This is a genomic window from Oscillospiraceae bacterium (assembly GCA_022483045.1).
Taxonomy (GTDB): domain Bacteria; phylum Bacillota; class Clostridia; order Oscillospirales; family Acutalibacteraceae; genus Caproicibacterium.
On record JAKVOA010000001.1, the window covers coordinates 1,298,943 to 1,314,508 of the forward strand.

Here is a 15,566-nt window from a genome sequence, read left to right on the forward strand (position 1 = left end):
ATTATCTTTTCACTGTGCATTTTCATGCGCACAGCTGTATTCCCCGAAAGAAGGAAACCTATGAAACTCTCTACGCGCAGCCGCTATGCCCTGGAGGGAATGCTGTACCTAGCGGCCTACGGAAATGGCCGGCCGGTACCGATTAAAGAAATCTCTAAAAAGACAGACATCTCTACAGCATACCTGGAGCAAATTTTTTTCCTGCTGAAAAAGGCCGGATTGGTTGTCACACTGCGCGGCAGCCGCGGCGGCTTTCTGCCTGCAAAGCCGCTGAATAAAATCACTGCCGGCATGATTGTGCGCTCAATTGACGGGGCCATTGCACCTGTGAGGTGCGTCGACGACCCCACGCAGTGCGCGGGAAACCGCCTTGCTGTGTGTGTGACCCGCCCGCTGTGGATTCGCATTTCCAACGCGATTTCCACCACGTTGGACAGCTTGACTCTGGAAAGCCTGAAAAATGGATTTTTGTCGGAAGAGGAGGCAGCAAAGCCGTGAAAATTTCTACAAAAGGGCGCTATGGCCTGCGCGCTATGCTGCGGCTGGTGCAAAACGGTGGCAAGCTGGTTTCGCTTTCTGCCATTGCTCAACAGGAAAACCTCTCTCTCAATTATCTGGAAAGCATTTTTTCCCAGATGAAACATGCTCAGCTGGTCCGCAGTGAAACAGGCGCACAAGGAGGTTACCGCCTTGCACGGCCGGCAAAAGAGATTACCGCTTACGATGTGCTGAATGTACTGGAAGGCGACCTTTCGGTAACTGACAAAGAACCCGAAATGCCGCCTATCCGCAGCTATCTAACCGTCCACGTCTGGGACGACATTGACCAGAAAGTAGAGCAGATTCTGCGCGAAACGACCCTGCAGGAACTGTATGACAGCCAGCGGAAGCAGTAGCCCTGCACGACATTTCTAGATTTGCAGCAGCATCTGCACATGAGGAATACCGTCTTCTAAAAATTCCGCAGAGGTTTGGCGAAAGCCCGCCTTTTCATAAAAACCTTTTGCATAGCTCTGTGCTGCAAGTACAATTTTTTGCGCACAGAGCTTTCCTTTTGCGGTCTTTATCCCCACTTCCAAAATTTTGGCGCCAAGGCCGGTGCCGCGCTGTGCAGTGAGCACGCGGCCGATTCTGGCAGTACTGTGCTTGTCTTCTTCTGCAAACACCCGCAGGTAAGCAAGAATTTTTTCGTTTTCCTGTAAGAACACATGATAGGCGCCGGCATCTATACCGTCTAAGTCCTGATAAGGGCAATTTTGCTCGACCACAAAGACCGCAACGCGTACGCGCATGATTTCGTACAATTCAGTACAGGATAATTCTGAAAACTGTTTTACATGCATTTCCATTTGTTTTTTCCTTGTCTGCGTTTTTATCGCATTTTTATTTTTGTATTTTGCTGGACGTGTCTTCGGCAAACAGCCACTGCAGTGCGCGCAGCTGACGCGGCGTCACTTCGTGAAAGTGGCCGCCATCGTTCCACTCCAGCACAAAGCGCGCCGCCTGTTCTTGCAGCAGCGCCGCAGTGCAGCGCGTGCACACACCGACCTGCCTCATGCGCTCATTGCGCACCTTTTCCTCACTCTTTCCAAGGGAAAGGTAGATTTCTTTCCCTTGAAGACCTGCACGGCGGCCGCAAAGCCACTCAGAAAAGCCGTCATACCAAAGGGAACCAGAAACACTGGCGCACTTGCCAACAAGCGGGTCCTGTGCCGCCTGCCACAAGGCTGCCATGCCGCCCAATGAATACCCGGCCAATGCGGTATCTGCCGGCTGTACCGAAACCGGAAAGGCCGCCCGAATCAGCGGCATCGCCTGCTGTGTGAGAAAAACAAAAAAATCTGCGGCACCGCCCGCAAAGGGTCCGCTTTTGCAGCTGAGCGCCGGCGCGGACCACGGCGCAAAGTCACGTGTCCACTCAACCGGCTGTACACCAGCCATACAGAATGGCCGGCATTCGCCTGCAAAAGCCTTTTCGAGCTGCGGCAGAAGCGGCGGCAGCTCCTGCCAAAAGTCTTCTCCTGTACAAAGGAAAGCAAGCGGAAAACCGCCTGCAGGGACCGGCCCTGGCGGCTGATAAAACATCACGCTGCGCCCGCCGCAGGGCAGCTTCCGCAGCGTACCTTTTCCCTGCCCGCTCATTCACTCAACACGCGGCAGTTTTTCCGCTGTGCCCCGCCGTGCCTCTTTTGCAGCCGAACCGTACGCAAAGTTTTCATTTTATCCTCCATTTTTATCGTCCGTCATGCTTCCAAAAGCAATGCTTTCTGTATACACAAAAGCCGCTCTTCTCAGGCTGACAGACAGCCAAAGACAAGCGGCTTTACTTTTTTAGGGAACCATCAGTTCCCGCAAATCAAATTCATCTCGGCAACCGCGCGACCGTTTTTGTAGTAAATACGCGGTACGCGCTTGCTGATATCACAAGTAATTTCGTAATTGATAGTGCCGATCAGGCCGGCCAGCTCATCCGCCGTGACGGTTTCATCGCCGTCGGTGCCAATCAGCGTAACGATATCTTCTTCTTGTACATCCGGAATATCCGTTACATCGACCATCATCTGGTCCATGCAGATACGCCCAAGGCTGCGGGCACGTTTGCCGCGAATCAGCACATCAACTTTGCCCGAAAGCATGCGTGGGTAGCCGTCTGCATAGCCGACAGGCACCGTTGCAACCTTTGTTTCCCGCTGTGTACGGTAGGTGCAGCCATAGCTCAGCGGCGTACCTGCCGGCAAGGTCTTTACCAAAGAAACCACACTCTTCAGGCGCATCACACGCTGCAGGTCAAGTTTTGTACGCATTTTCCCGGAAGGCATCATGCCATACAGAATGACACCCGGGCGGCACATATCCAACTGAAATTCGGGATAGTCCATCAGCCCGGCGGAATTGTCGCAGTGGCGTATGCGGAACTGAATGCCCTTTTCCTGCAGCTTTTGAATGCCATCTGTAAAGCAGGCATACTGCCGGCGGGTAAAGGCTTCGCCGTCCGCTCCCTCATCGGCAACCGCAAAATGGGTGAAAATGCCCTGCGGCAGCAAGCCCGGCAGTGCGCAGACCTGCGCGATCTGCTCTAAAGACTTCACGTCACGCTGCGGGTCCTGATACACAAAACCAATGCGGCTCATGCCGGTATCCAGTTTGATATGCGCCAGCACCCGCACACCTGCCCGCTGTGCCTGCGCATTCAGTTCTTCCGCGTATTTCTGAGAAAGAATTGCCTGGGCAATTTTCAGCTCAGAGAGTCTTTTCGCCTCAGTAGGCGGCGTGTACCCCAAAATGAGGATTGGCAGGCCCACCCCGCAGGCGCGGATCTGAATTGCTTCCTCCAGATTAGAAACCGCCAGCCACTGGGCACCCAAGCGCTCGTACAAATGCGCAAGCTGCTCTGCGCCGTGGCCATAAGCATCTGCTTTGACAACACAGCACATTTTTACGCCGGGGTGCAGAGCCCCGCGGATTGCCTGATAATTATGAGCTGCCGCATCCAGGTCAATTTCGGCCCAAGTGCGTTTTAGAGAATTATTCAAAGTACTTTACACCCGATTCAAACAGTTTCTGATCTTTCTCACCAGGAACGTTTTCATATAAATTCGTGCCGTGACGCTCGCTGTGGCCCATTTTGCCCAAAATACGGCCGTCCGGGCTGGTAATGCCCTCGATGGCACATACAGAGCCGTTGGGATTCCACTCGATATCGCCGCTGGGAATGCCGCTGGGCGTGACATACTGTGTTGCGACCTGACCGCCGGCAATTAAGGACTGCAGCACTTCATCGCTCGCGACAAAGCGGCCCTCGCCGTGCGACACCGGTACTGCAAAAATCTGCCCCGGCTGTACTGCCGCAAACCATGGTGACTTGACGCTGGTCACGCGCGTATATACCATGCGGGAAACGTGGCGGCCAAGGGTATTAAACGTAAGCGTCGGTGCCTTTTCGCTCGGTTCCGTAATTTTACCATAGGGAACCAGTCCCAACTTAATGAGGGCCTGGAAACCGTTGCAGATACCAAGCATCAGTCCGTCGCGCTGCTCAAGCAGGCGCTGCACCTCTTCGGCAACTTTGGGGCTGCGGAAAGTAGTCGCAATGAATTTACCGGAGCCATCTGGTTCATCGCCGCCGGAAAAGCCGCCCGGCAGCATAATAATTTGGCACTGCGAAATAGCTTTGGCCATTGCATCGATTGTTTCTTCAATTGCAGCAGGCGTCAGGTTGCGCACAACCAGTACGTCAGCTTCGGCGCCGGCGTTTTCAAAAGCCTTTGCGCTGTCGTACTCACAGTTTGTACCCGGAAATACCGGAATGAACACACGCGGTTTTGCCGCCTTAACAGCCGGCGCTTTACTGTTGCGCTCACTGTACAGCGGAATTTCGTGGGAAACCGGAACTGCTGCAGCTTTGCTTGGGAAAACGGGTTCCAGTGTACCGCACCATGCCGCAGCAAGGTCTTTCAGTGGCATCCGGCTGCCGGCCAAAACGATTTCCGGTGCCTCAATGGTACGGCCGACCGCGACCGCTTCTTTCGGAAAAGCTGAGCCGCCGGCAAGTTCCAAAACCAGCGTACCGCAGCGCGGCGCAAAGAGCTCCTTGGCATCTTCCATATTGCGGTCAAAGGAAACGCCGATTTGATTGCCAAACGCCATCTTTGCCACAGTGGCAGCGACACCGCCCTCTTTGACAACCGCCGCAGAGAGAACCGCGCCGTCCTGCATCATTTTGGTGATTGTCTGATAGTATTCTTTCAGTGCCTCCCAGTCAGGCAGCAGCGTTTTCTCATTTACCGGCAGTGGGAACGCGACCAGATCATGTCCGGCGCCTTTTAAGACAGCAGACAGTGTTTTGCTCGCCTTGGTCATCGTGACCGCAAAACTGACTAAGGTCGGCGGAACATCCAATTTTTCAAAAGTGCCGCTCATACTGTCTTTGCCGCCGATTGCCGGCAGGCCAAGGCCCAGCTGTGCCGCCAAAGCGCCCAGCATGGCCGCCGTGGGCTTGCCCCAGCGCTTCGGATCCTCGGTCATGCGCTCAAAGTATTCCTGGAAAGTCAGGCGGGCTTTCAGCGGGTCTGCACCCATTGCACACAGCTTGGAAAGGCTCTCGGTCACAGCCCACGCAGCCCCATGGAACGGACTCCATTTGGAAATGCCCGGAATAAAACCGTACGCCATAGCAGTTGCATCGTCGGTCTTGCCAGCGGTCGGAATCTTTGCTGCCATGCCCTCTTCCGGCGTCAGTTGGTAGCAGCCTGCAAAAGGCATCAATACGGTTGCCGCGCCGATAGAGGAATCAAAACGCTCGGAAAGGCCCTTTTGGCAACATACTTCCAACCGGGACAGATTGTCGCGGAAAGCTGTGTCAAGCGGCTTGTCCGCAAGACAGGCCGGCACCTGCTCCCGGTAATTCTGCTGCGGGTCGACCGGCGCAATCTCGACATTGGTTTCCTGCGTGACGCCGTTGGTATCCAAAAACGCGCGCGTGATGCTGACGACTTCGTCTCCGCGCCAGAACATGCGCAGGCGCGGCTCTTCTGTGACAACCGCTACAGCTGTGGCGGCAAGGTTTTCTTTATCTGCTGCGGCAATAAAGGAATCGACATTTTTGGGGTCCAGCACAACCGCCATGCGCTCCTGGCTCTCAGAAATAGACAATTCAGTACCGTCAAGGCCTTCGTATTTTTTCGGTACCTTATCCAAATTGATACGCAGACCCGGGGCCAGCTCGCCGATAGCAACGCTGACACCGCCAGCACCAAAGTCATTGCAGCGTTTAATCATATGGGCAACATCCACATTGCGGAACATCCGCTGAATCTTGCGCTCAGTGGGCGGGTTGCCTTTCTGCACTTCTGCGCCGCAGTCCTCTACACTTTCTTCGGTATGTGCTTTACTGGAACCAGTCGCACCGCCAATGCCGTCACGGCCGGTTGCACCGCCCAAAAGTACGATGATATCGCCGGGAAGCGGCTCTTCACGCACAACGTTTGCTTTGGGAGAGGCGCCGATAACCGCACCGATTTCCAGCCGCTTTGCGACATAGCCGGGGTCATAGAGCTCCTGCACCTGGCCAGTGGCAAGGCCTACCTGGTTACCGTAGGAGGAATAGCCGTGCGCCGCACCGGTCGTGATTTTTCTGGTGGGCAGTTTGCCTTTCAGTGTCTTTTCCACAGGGACACGCGGGTCGCCGCTGCCAGTAACACGCATGGCCTGATAGACATAAGCGCGCCCGGAAAGCGGGTCGCGAATTGCGCCGCCCAAGCAGGTTGCCGCGCCGCCGAAAGGCTCGATTTCAGTCGGGTGGTTGTGCGTTTCGTTTTTAAACTGCACCAGCCACGGCTCTGTTTTTCCGTCAATTGTGACCGGCACCTCAATGGAGCAGGCGTTGATTTCTTCGCTCTGGTCCAGATTGGGAATCAGGCCGCGCTTTTTCAGCACTTTCATACCAATGACTGCCATATCCATCAAAGAAACAGCGCGCTTGCTGTCTTTGCCGTAAACCTCGTTCCGTACATCATAATACGCCTGCAAAGACTGCTCAATGACGCCGCTGACAGCGCTCTGTGCTACCTGAATGTCTTTTAAGCGTGTGCTGAAAGTGGTATGGCGGCAGTGGTCGCTCCAGTAAGTATCAATGACGCGCAGCTCCGTAACCGAAGGGTCGCGCTGTTCCTGCTCTTTAAAGTAATCTCGCACAAAGAGAAGATCTTCCAAGGTCATGGCGAAACCCATTTTATCAAAATAGGCGCGCATTTCCCCGTCATTCCATTTGGTAAAGCCCTCTACCCGCTTTACGTTGGCCGGGCGCTGTACGCGCATCTCCAGCGTCTCGGGTTTTTCCATAGAGGCAAGACGGCTCTCTACCGGGTTAATCAGGTAGTTTTCCATTTGTTCCATCTCATCCGCAGTGAGATTTCCCTGTACCGCAACAATTTTTGCTGTAACGACCTGTGGGCGCTCGCCCTGGGTCAAAAGCTGCACACACTGGGCAGCGCTGTCGGCCCGCTGGTCGTACTGGCCGGGCAGATACTCCATAGCAAATGCCTGCCACCCCGCAAGCGGGCAGGTCTCCTCATAAACAATATCCTGGTTTGGCTCTGACAAAATGGTATCGCGCGCTTTTGCAAATTCCGCTTCTGACAGGCCGGACACATCGTAGCGGTTGATCAGCCGCAGCGCAGTAATGCTGGAAAGCCCAAGGTTCTGCACCAGGTCTTCCCGAATATGCTGCGCCTCCACGTCGAAGCTGGGCTTCTTTTCCACAAAAACTCTGCTTACGTTAGACATCGTTTCCCCCGTTCTGCCGGTTTCCCGGCCGATTGCAAAAAATCCGCTTTATTTTACGTGCTTTTCAATTTTATCATAAAATATCCCGCAAGGAAAGAGCAGATTGCTTTTCTTTTGCACGAAAAAGCACAGCTGCAAAAGGCCATTATCCGCAAAAAGGCCCCTGCTTTTGCAGCAGGGACCTTTCAATATAATTTATTTCTTTGCTTCAGCAGTTTTTTTTGCTGCAATCTTTGCGTTGTCTTCCTCGATATCTTCCTGAATAACATCGCGCATCAGGCGGGTCTTGCTGTGGTCAATGCGGTTTTCAGGCAGAATCGTGTTTTCACAGCCGAGGCCGTGCTTGTTGCCCTCGCTGCTGACCCACAGACGGTCGGCAACCGGCTTCCAAGCCTTTGCCTGTGCCTCACACTTTGCACAGAGCTCATGCACGTCTTCTTTTTCTTCCAAATCGGTAGAGTGCGCGCCGGACTTTTTGACAACATCCTCCAAACGGTAGGGGTTATCCAGCAGCGGGCACGGACGCAGCATGTTTTCGTTGTACGGCTGATTCTTGTGATATTCCATGAACAGCGGGCTGCAGTAAGCCTCAAGCAGAGTCTTGTCATGAATATTAGAATCGCTGTAATGAATAAACACGCAGGGGTCAATATCGCCGTTTGCGTTGATATGCAGGTAGTAGCGGCCGCCGGCAATGCAGCCATAGACATACTCGCCGTCAAGGAAGAAGTCAAGTGTAAAGAGCTGCTTGGTATTGCGGAATTTACGTACCTGATGATACATCAGTTCACGCTTATCGGCAGGAACCATCAGGCTGGTCGGTGCTTTAACGCCAACTGGCATATAGGTAAAGAACCAAGCAAACAGAGCGCCCTGGTCAATCAGCCAGTCAAAGAACTTCTCGTCGCTGACAGCATCGACATTCTGGCTGGTGTAGCAGCAGGAAACGCCAAACGGCAGCTTGTGCTTGCGCAGAATATCCATGCCGCGCATAACTTTCTTAAAGGTACCTTTGCCGCGGCGGGCATCGGTGGTCTCTTCGCTGCCCTCTACGCTGATAGCCGGCACAAAGTTGCCAACACGCAGCAGATCCTCAGCAAACTTATCATCAATAAGGGTTGCATTGGTAAAGCAGAGGAAGACACAGTCGCTGTGCTTTTCGCAGATCTTAATCAGGTCATCTTTGCGCACCAGCGGCTCGCCGCCTGTGTAAATGTACATATAAGTGCCCATTGCGGTGCCCTGGTTGATAATGTCGTCAATTTCCTCAAAAGAGAGGTTCAGCTTATTGCCGTACTCAGCAGCCCAGCAGCCGGTGCAGTGCAGGTTGCAAGCACTTGTCGGGTCAAGCAGAATGGTAAACGGCACATTGCAGCCATACTTTTTGCGGATAGCGTCCTGCTTTTTGCCGCCGATAAGCGTTGCATTGACAATGAAGTTTGAAAACACAGTCTGCAGCACATGGGTATCTACAACGTCCCACAGCTTTTTGATCAGCTGGTACCAGTTGTTGTCGGGGTTGTCAACAAAGCGGTGGAACATTTTGCGCTGGCCCAAGTACATGTCGCCTTTATCAAACTTGTCGATCATATTCAGCAGTTTTGGGATATTTTTATCGGGGTCCTTTCCCAAATAGCTTAAAGCTTTTTTAATGCCAAACTTTTGAAGCTGTTCTTTCAAACCTGCATCTGCCATGATTCATATCCTCCTAAAAAACAATAATACAATAAATAAACGGGCTGAATGCTGCACTCCCCTGAAAAGCACTGTGCAGCATGGCGCGGCGGTGCCGCACACCTTATCTTGGCTTCATTATAGGAATGAAACACGCATTTGTCCTTAGACAACCTGAAAATAAAGTCTTAAAGTATGACAAATCTCTGAAATTGTCACACTCTGCTTTTATAGTTACTTTATCGTTTGCCGGCGCAATCCATATATTCTCTTCTGCTGTAAAACATTTACTGAAAAAACCCGTCTGCCGTGCGGTGGGAAAAAGAGAATTATCACGAAAGGCAGTCCTTTTCCGGCTCCATATATGAGCGTACGCCGCACTTGGGGCAGGTCAGCATTCTGCCAGCCGAGGCGGTGTTAGACGCGCCCGAGCACAGGAAATTGCCGAGTCTGGGCTTAAAGACATGCTGGCATTTGGGGCAGGTAAAGTGTATTTTTTTGCGGTAAACCGCAAAGCGCACAAGCTCTGTCAGCAGCGTCAGCACCAAAACAATGCCAACCAGCAAAACCATGCGTTCCGGCGAAACAGATGCAGAATTCATATTGCCGCTTCCTTTCTGCTGCAGAGGATCACCGCTGCAGCAGCTTAAATTTCCACTTAAAATATATAAATACAAAAAAGCGCTCCGCCAAAAGTCTCTGCGGCAGAAGCGCCCTCTTTTTTAGTACTTTTTTAGTAACAGCAGGCTGCTTTTTAGAGCGCCTTGCCATCCGCAAAAGCACGCTGCATCAGCGGACTGCCGGCGGTCAGTTTTTGCTCGCCTGCACATACCAGCGTATCCGCCAACACCATTCCCCTGCCCTGAAAAACGCTGAGGTACCAGTTGTACTGCGGCATATAGGCTTCTTTGTTGGTGTTGCCCTGAGCAAAGATACCAAAAAGCTTAATTCCCGCATGCAGGCGGCAGGTGCCGTCCGCGGTGGAAAGGCAGTAGTGCCGATTCATAAATGTAATCATAGGGCCGGTCACCTGCGAATAATAATTGGGACTGCTGAGAATCAGCGCGCCACATTCCTGCAGGTCTTTCCAGTACGCAGTCATATCGTCCTGAATCCGGCAGTTGGTTCCGTTTCTGCGGCAGAAGCCGCAGCCCTGGCAGCCGCTAAGATTCATTTTATTCACTTCATAAACAACCGTCTCGTGGCCAGCCGCTGCTGCACCGCGCAAAAGTTCTTTTGCAAGTGTCGAAGAATTTCCGTTTTCATTTGCACTGCCCAATACTGCAACTACTTTCATTGTGTCAGCTTCCTTTTGTGTTTTCTGTCAAGTTTAGCACATTTGCGCGACAAAAACAAATCCGCCGGCGTGCCGTTGTGGTACACTGAGAGATACAGAATTCAAAAGGAGGGAACGCTCTTGCAGACGATTGACCAGGCTCTGCAGAAGCTGCAGGCTTCAAAATTCCGGTCCAGATTTCATCTGGGACCGAAAGACAAAGAATACGTGCACCAAAAAGGCATGGATACGATTCGCCGCCATGCGCAGGATTTTATCCGTCAGCATTTGGCGCCGGCCGTCATTCCAAACGATGGAAAGCAGACGCCGATGCACGGCCACCCGATCTTTCTGGCGCAGCACGCCTGCGCCTGCTGCTGCCGGGGCTGCCTGCAAAAATGGTACCGCGTGCCAAAGGGCCGCGAACTGACGCCCGCACAGCAGGAGAAAATTGTGAACCTGCTGATGGCGTGGATTGACCGGCAGATGAAAACTTAGTGCGCTTTTTGTCAGAAAAAGGTTGCTTTTTGCTGCGGTTTCCTTAATAATGAAAGAAAGCTTTCAAAAAAGGAGAGTACCGCTTTATGAAAAAGTTCTTTCAGGAATTTAAGGAATTTGCAATGCGCGGCAGTGTCATTGACATGGCAGTCGGCGTGGTCATCGGCACTGCTTTCAGTGCCATTGTCAATTCTCTTGTAAAAGATATTATTATGCCGCTTTTAGGTCTTTTGACCGGCAAAGTAAACTTTTCAAGTCTTTCCCTTTCGCTGGGCGGCAGCGCAGTGCTGACCTATGGCGCTTTTCTGCAGGCAGTGTTTAACTTCCTGCTGATTTCGCTTTCTATTTTCTTCATTGTCAAAGTCATCAACCGCCTGAGCAGGCTGCGCCACCCGGCCGAAGAAGAGAAAAAGGAAGTTGCTCCCACAAAAGAGGAGCTGCTGCTGGCAGAAATCCGTGATCTGCTGAAAGAACAGGACCAAAAATAAGCAGCGCGCGGCCGTGTTCTACCTTTTCTGTACCCCGCCCAAAATAGAAAGAGATGAAAATATGAAAACAAAGAAAGAGCGCCTTTGCCTGAATCAAGATACGCTGCGGCTCGCGTTCCGGCTGTTTATCGGGGTAACTGTTTCTATTCTGATTGCCACCCTGCTCGGGGTGAAATTTGCAGCCTCTACCGGCATCATCGCCCTGCTGGGAATTGAAACAACCAACCGCGACACTTTGATGACAGCAGCGCGCCGCCTTATTTCCTTTGGCTACACTGTTTTAATTGCACTGCTGGCAGACCGGCTTTTCGGTATCGGCGCAGGTCCTTTTGCCTTTACTGCCTTTGTCGTGATTATGCTGAGCATGCTTTTGGGCTGGCGCAGCACGATTTCTATCAATATTGTTATTGCGGTGCATTTATTCATTCAGCAGCAACCATTTACCGGTGCACTTCTGCTGAACGAAACCAAGCGCATCCTCATCGGCATGATCGTTGCTTTTGCAGTGAACCGCTGGCTGCCAAACCGTGAACAGGACTTTTTGCAGGAGCGCAGCCAACTGGAAGAAGAATTGAAGCATCTGTTTGAGCTGTTTGCAGACCGGCTGGAGGGGCTTTCCTGTACCGAAAGTGGGGACGCTCTGCTGGACAGCCTTTCTGACCATATTAAACTGGGCAGCCGGCACGCCATTGTGTACGCAAACAACAACTTAGCTTCTCATGCCGGGTACTACATGGACTATATGAATCTGCGGGAAACCGAATATGCCCTGCTGCGGGAAATCTGGCAAGATTTGCAAAAATTCCGCATGCCTTCTGCAGTCAGTCGGCAGTTGGCCGCCTGTATGCGCGGGCTCGCTTCATCCGTACATATCGAACACCCGCTGGACACCTGCCTGGAAAACCTGCAGCAGGTCAAGCAGGCACTGGAGCAGTCTCCCCTGCCAAAATCCACAGAGGAATTTCTGGACCTGACCATTTTGCTTTCTGTTTACACACAGCTGCAGGAAATAACCGATGAAAAGCAGAAATTTGTTGCCGGCCTAACCGAAAAGCAGCAGCAGCGCTATTGGCGGGACTCTCATCCGGAATGAGTTTTGCATATACATAAAAAGTAAAAAAGGCCGACGCCTATAGGTGATGCCGCACTACATTGCGCGGGACCTTTATAAGCGCCGGTCTATTCTTTTTGGATACCCAAGAACCATGTATGCGTTACTTCCTTAGGGGCATAAGCTGCGTGCAATAGCAGCCACTTCTGCAATATCATCTACGCAATAATCCGCAAGGACTGAATGCCTTGCATCACTGACGGCAACAGCCGTCATATTTGCCTTTTTTGCAGCCTCAATTCCCGCAGCGGCGTCCTCCACCACAATGCAGTTTTCCAGCTTTTCATGGAGCTTTTTTGCCGCTGTGAGAAAGACTTCCGGGTCTGGTTTTGAGTGCTGAATTTCCGTGCCGTCTACAACTGCATCAAACACTGTGCGCAGGCTGCCCGTAAACAAGTCAATCCAGTTTGTGAGAAGCCCTGTATTCGCAGAGTCTACCGAACCGATATGTACTGTCACGGTATCTGCAATAATGGAAATGATTGGCCCGATGGTCGTAATTGATAAAACAATGCCAAGTATGAGCAGCACAAGGTTCTGCGGCTTGGATAAGTAGGTAAGCACCTTGTTTAAGCCCACTCTGAATTTACTTGGCTTCTGGTGTTGCTACTTGCTCCATACTTCCTCCAAAACTGCGCAAAGGAAAGCGCGCTTTATGCAGCGGCAATCAGTTCATGCCTTTTTATTTGCTGGTCTTTATCAGCCCTTGCCGCCAATGCTGGTGTCAATCCAGTCACTCATTTGACCGGAAACTTTTGCACAGTAAGTGGGGTCTTCTACAACAAGACGTCCGCCAGTATCAGAAGCCCACCAGCTGAAAGGCTTATCATTCTTTACCGCAAAGGTATTTACGCCCTTGACATAACCGTCTTTGGAGTGGTCCTGCATAATGCTCGGATTTGTGCAATAGCTGCCCATATCTTTGCCCCATGCAACGTAGCCCTCTTTGTCTGTCGTCATATAAGCGATAAATGCGCAGGCTGTCCACGGAAGCGGAGAAGTTTTGAGCACCTGAAGGTAATGCTTGTAGGAATAGCCGCCAATGCCCTTGTAATTGCTCTGGTATGGGGCAATCGTGACATTCTTTTTAGAGGGAGCTTGCGGATTTCTCAACAGAGCGGGACTTAGAGTTTACCAGCAGTGCGCACTGGTTTGCAGCGGACTTTGTGACAAGCTCTGTGCAGATAGGTCCGTCATCGGTCTATTTGTTGTACTGCTGGCACCACAGCTTAATCCATGCAAGGGAACACTTTGCATTTGCAGAGATCAGGCCCAAAGTAGAGGCCTCGCCGGCAACAGAATCAACTGTTTTCTGGAAATAAGCTTTCTTATCACTGGAAAGAGCATCAAAAGCAGACTTCATCATGTCACAGTATTTGCTCTCTGTCAGCATATACAAAAAGTTCTTGCCAACCGGCTTGGGTTGACACCCATAAACAGCGGATGAACGTCTTTGTAGACAAAGTCTCAGCAGTTATTGTAAGTAGCTGTACCCAAATTGTTGAAAGCAAAAACTTTTGCCTGTGCCTACAGGGCAAAGGGGTGTCCGTGCGGCCTGACCTGATTCTGCTGGATATCATGATGCCGGATATGGACGGTCTGGAAACCTGCAGAAAGCTGCGGAAAACCGGATTATGAAGCGGGTGCCGATTATCATTCTTTCGGCAAAAAGTGAAGAAACCGGCAAAGTAATCGGCCTTGGCGTAGGTGCCGATGATTACATGACAAAACCTTTTGGTATCCGTGAACTGAGGGCACGGATTAATGCCCACCTCAGGCGGGTAGAACAGGATATGCCGGAAGACGAAACTATCCGGGTTGGCGGGCTAAAAATTGAGCCGTCTGCCCACTTGGTCAGTGTGGACGGCAAATCCGTGAATTTAACATTGACTGAGTATCAAATCTTAAAATATATGGCAGAAAACGTCGGGCATGTCATTACACGGGAAACCTTGGTCTCAGCACTGAGCGAAAGCATGTCCATTGAAATCGGTTCTATCAATATTCATATGCTGAATCTGCGAAGAAAAATCGGCGAACAGTATTTTATGACAGTTCGAGGCCTTGGCTACAAGCTGGTAATTCCCGAAAAGTCATAAGACCCCTATGGGCTTTGTTGGGGTTCCGCTCTGTTTAAACTGCAGAGCGTGGCCTTTTCTCACAAATAAAAAGCGGCAGGCAGACCTGCCGCAGGCACAAAAGCCAAAACTTTTTGGCGGAGGATAATCATGAAACACTTTGCTTTATTTATCTGCACATCTGTCTGTACATTTATTCTGCTGATTGCTCTGTCTGTTTGGGGAACCTCGTTCTATTTGAACAGTGTACAGAATCAGTCCGGCCACCTCATGCAGTTTATGAATGCCTATCTGCTGCAGCAGGCAAAGCGTGCGGGAAACAGTACTGTATCTGATAAATCCGCCTCTCAGCTGGCTTCTATGGGCAAATGTCGTGTCTGCTTCTTTTCACCGATGGCACACTGCTGGCCGATTCAGATTCATCTGGGCAAAAAGCACCTGCGCTGTCTTTTCCAATCAGCAATGTCACACTAAAGGGACAGGTGATTTTCCAGTCTATCTCTACACAGAACGGCCAATACAGCATGAATGTCTTTTACCCGATACAGCAAAGCTCTGAAGAATATGTTGTCCTATGCACTGTTCTGCCGCTGAAAGAGTACCCAAAGCTGCTGTTTGTGCGAAAGCTGTTCTTTGCCGCCGGCGGGGCCGTTTCCCTTTCGGCCAAAACAGATGGGCCGCAGTCTGTTTATGCAGGTGCAGGATAACGGCATTGCCGAATCAGAAATTCCGCATATATTTGAGCGCTTTTACCGTGTGGAAAAATCCAGGAATACAAAGCGCGGCGGCTCCGGCCTGGGACTTGCCATTACAAAAGGCCTGATAAATGAACTCGGCGGCAAAATTACAGTAAAGAGCCGGCTGCATTCCGGCAGCACCTTCACAATACAGTTCCCGCTGTTACAGCAAAGCGAAACACAGCAGCCGCTTTTATTGCAAAGGCCCTGCTAAATTGCTTCAATTCTACCCAAAGCAATGCGTTCTCCTGTCTGTGCATCAAACAGGGGATATTTGTCATCTTTAAACCCGACCGCAATCGATTCGCCGATTTTGTAGTTGATTCTACCAAACAGCACGCAGTTTAGATTGACCGATCCGACCGTCACCCGAATAACCGTTTCCATACCCGAAAATTTCAAATATCCTATTGACTCTTA

The 15,566-nt window shown here is 51.4% G+C and carries 20 protein-coding genes; 9 read left to right on the plus strand and 11 right to left on the minus strand.

Annotation, left to right across the window (positions count from 1 at the left end):
- Positions 1–60 precede the first annotated feature (60 nt).
- Positions 61–498 (plus strand): Rrf2 family transcriptional regulator, encoded by a 438-nt coding sequence (locus tag LKE53_06245; GenBank protein MCH3972344.1) that lies wholly within the window; start codon positions 61–63, stop codon positions 496–498.
- Positions 495–896 carry an Rrf2 family transcriptional regulator gene (locus LKE53_06250; GenBank protein ID MCH3972345.1) on the plus strand — a complete coding sequence of 134 codons (402 nt, stop codon included), beginning with the start codon at positions 495–497 and terminating at the stop codon, positions 894–896. The genes LKE53_06245 and LKE53_06250 overlap by 4 nt, the downstream gene beginning before the upstream one ends.
- A 15-nt stretch (positions 897–911) precedes the next feature.
- Here the strand turns inward: LKE53_06250 and LKE53_06255 are convergent, their stop codons facing one another.
- The 7 genes from LKE53_06255 to LKE53_06285 all read right to left on the minus strand — a co-directional run bounded on the left by LKE53_06255 (position 912) and on the right by LKE53_06285 (position 10,255).
- Entirely contained in the window at positions 912–1,349 is a 438-nt protein-coding gene (locus tag LKE53_06255; GenBank protein ID MCH3972346.1) for a GNAT family N-acetyltransferase, read from the minus strand.
- Positions 1,350–1,383: 34 nt separating this feature from the next.
- Positions 1,384–2,142: an alpha/beta hydrolase-fold protein gene (locus LKE53_06260; protein MCH3972347.1), complete on the minus strand. Its 759-nt coding sequence runs from the start codon at positions 2,140–2,142 to the stop codon at positions 1,384–1,386.
- Positions 2,143–2,342: 200 nt separating this feature from the next.
- A complete protein-coding gene (alr, locus tag LKE53_06265) occupies positions 2,343–3,533 on the minus strand; it encodes an alanine racemase (protein ID MCH3972348.1) in 1,191 nt (396 codons plus the stop codon).
- On the minus strand, positions 3,526–7,284 hold the full coding sequence (locus LKE53_06270) for a phosphoribosylformylglycinamidine synthase (protein MCH3972349.1): 3,759 nt from the start codon (positions 7,282–7,284) through the stop codon (positions 3,526–3,528). The genes alr and LKE53_06270 overlap by 8 nt, the downstream gene beginning before the upstream one ends.
- 195 nt (positions 7,285–7,479) lie before the next feature.
- Complete coding sequence (locus LKE53_06275) at positions 7,480–8,979, minus strand: radical SAM protein (GenBank protein MCH3972350.1); 1,500 nt, start codon at positions 8,977–8,979, stop codon at positions 7,480–7,482.
- 311 nt (positions 8,980–9,290) lie between these two features.
- On the minus strand, positions 9,291–9,560 hold the full coding sequence (locus LKE53_06280) for a hypothetical protein (protein ID MCH3972351.1): 270 nt from the start codon (positions 9,558–9,560) through the stop codon (positions 9,291–9,293).
- 152 nt (positions 9,561–9,712) lie between these two features.
- Entirely contained in the window at positions 9,713–10,255 is a 543-nt protein-coding gene (locus LKE53_06285; protein ID MCH3972352.1) for a flavodoxin family protein, read from the minus strand.
- Between the two features lie 120 nt (positions 10,256–10,375).
- On the opposite strand from LKE53_06285, the gene LKE53_06290 reads away from it, so the two are divergent.
- The 3 genes from LKE53_06290 (at position 10,376) to LKE53_06300 (ending at position 12,313) form a co-directional block, all read left to right on the plus strand.
- Positions 10,376–10,732, plus strand: coding sequence for a DUF4186 domain-containing protein (locus LKE53_06290; GenBank protein MCH3972353.1), 357 nt, complete (start codon positions 10,376–10,378; stop codon positions 10,730–10,732).
- An 86-nt stretch (positions 10,733–10,818) separates the two neighbouring features.
- The gene (mscL, locus tag LKE53_06295; GenBank protein MCH3972354.1) at positions 10,819–11,220 is read left to right on the plus strand and encodes a large-conductance mechanosensitive channel protein MscL; all 402 of its coding nucleotides are present in this window, start codon (positions 10,819–10,821) and stop codon (positions 11,218–11,220) included.
- A gap of 61 nt (positions 11,221–11,281) precedes the next feature.
- On the plus strand, positions 11,282–12,313 hold the full coding sequence (locus LKE53_06300; GenBank protein ID MCH3972355.1) for an aromatic acid exporter family protein: 1,032 nt from the start codon (positions 11,282–11,284) through the stop codon (positions 12,311–12,313).
- Positions 12,314–12,442: 129 nt separating this feature from the next.
- On the opposite strand, the gene LKE53_06305 is transcribed toward LKE53_06300, so the two are convergent.
- The 3 genes from LKE53_06305 to LKE53_06315 all read right to left on the minus strand — a co-directional run bounded on the left by LKE53_06305 (position 12,443) and on the right by LKE53_06315 (position 13,724).
- Positions 12,443–12,733, minus strand: a complete 291-nt coding sequence (locus LKE53_06305; protein ID MCH3972356.1) for an HAD-IA family hydrolase — start codon at positions 12,731–12,733, stop codon at positions 12,443–12,445.
- 297 nt (positions 12,734–13,030) lie between these two features.
- The gene (locus LKE53_06310) at positions 13,031–13,444 is read right to left on the minus strand and encodes a hypothetical protein (protein MCH3972357.1); all 414 of its coding nucleotides are present in this window, start codon (positions 13,442–13,444) and stop codon (positions 13,031–13,033) included.
- An 88-nt stretch (positions 13,445–13,532) separates the two neighbouring features.
- Positions 13,533–13,724: a hypothetical protein gene (locus LKE53_06315; GenBank protein ID MCH3972358.1), complete on the minus strand. Its 192-nt coding sequence runs from the start codon at positions 13,722–13,724 to the stop codon at positions 13,533–13,535.
- A gap of 241 nt (positions 13,725–13,965) precedes the next feature.
- Here LKE53_06315 and LKE53_06320 point away from each other — a divergent pair, with 241 nt between their 5' ends.
- The 4 genes from LKE53_06320 (at position 13,966) to LKE53_06335 (ending at position 15,360) form a co-directional block, all read left to right on the plus strand.
- On the plus strand, positions 13,966–14,430 hold the full coding sequence (locus LKE53_06320) for a response regulator transcription factor (protein ID MCH3972359.1): 465 nt from the start codon (positions 13,966–13,968) through the stop codon (positions 14,428–14,430).
- A 129-nt stretch (positions 14,431–14,559) separates the two neighbouring features.
- Complete coding sequence (locus LKE53_06325) at positions 14,560–14,883, plus strand: hypothetical protein (GenBank protein ID MCH3972360.1); 324 nt, start codon at positions 14,560–14,562, stop codon at positions 14,881–14,883.
- An 8-nt stretch (positions 14,884–14,891) separates the two neighbouring features.
- Complete coding sequence (locus tag LKE53_06330; GenBank protein MCH3972361.1) at positions 14,892–15,116, plus strand: hypothetical protein; 225 nt, start codon at positions 14,892–14,894, stop codon at positions 15,114–15,116.
- Entirely contained in the window at positions 15,100–15,360 is a 261-nt protein-coding gene (locus LKE53_06335; protein MCH3972362.1) for an ATP-binding protein, read from the plus strand. The genes LKE53_06330 and LKE53_06335 overlap by 17 nt, the downstream gene beginning before the upstream one ends.
- Here LKE53_06335 and LKE53_06340 read toward each other — a convergent pair.
- A complete protein-coding gene (locus tag LKE53_06340) occupies positions 15,357–15,548 on the minus strand; it encodes a hypothetical protein (protein MCH3972363.1) in 192 nt (63 codons plus the stop codon). The genes LKE53_06335 and LKE53_06340 overlap by 4 nt on opposite strands.
- Positions 15,549–15,566 lie beyond the last annotated feature (18 nt).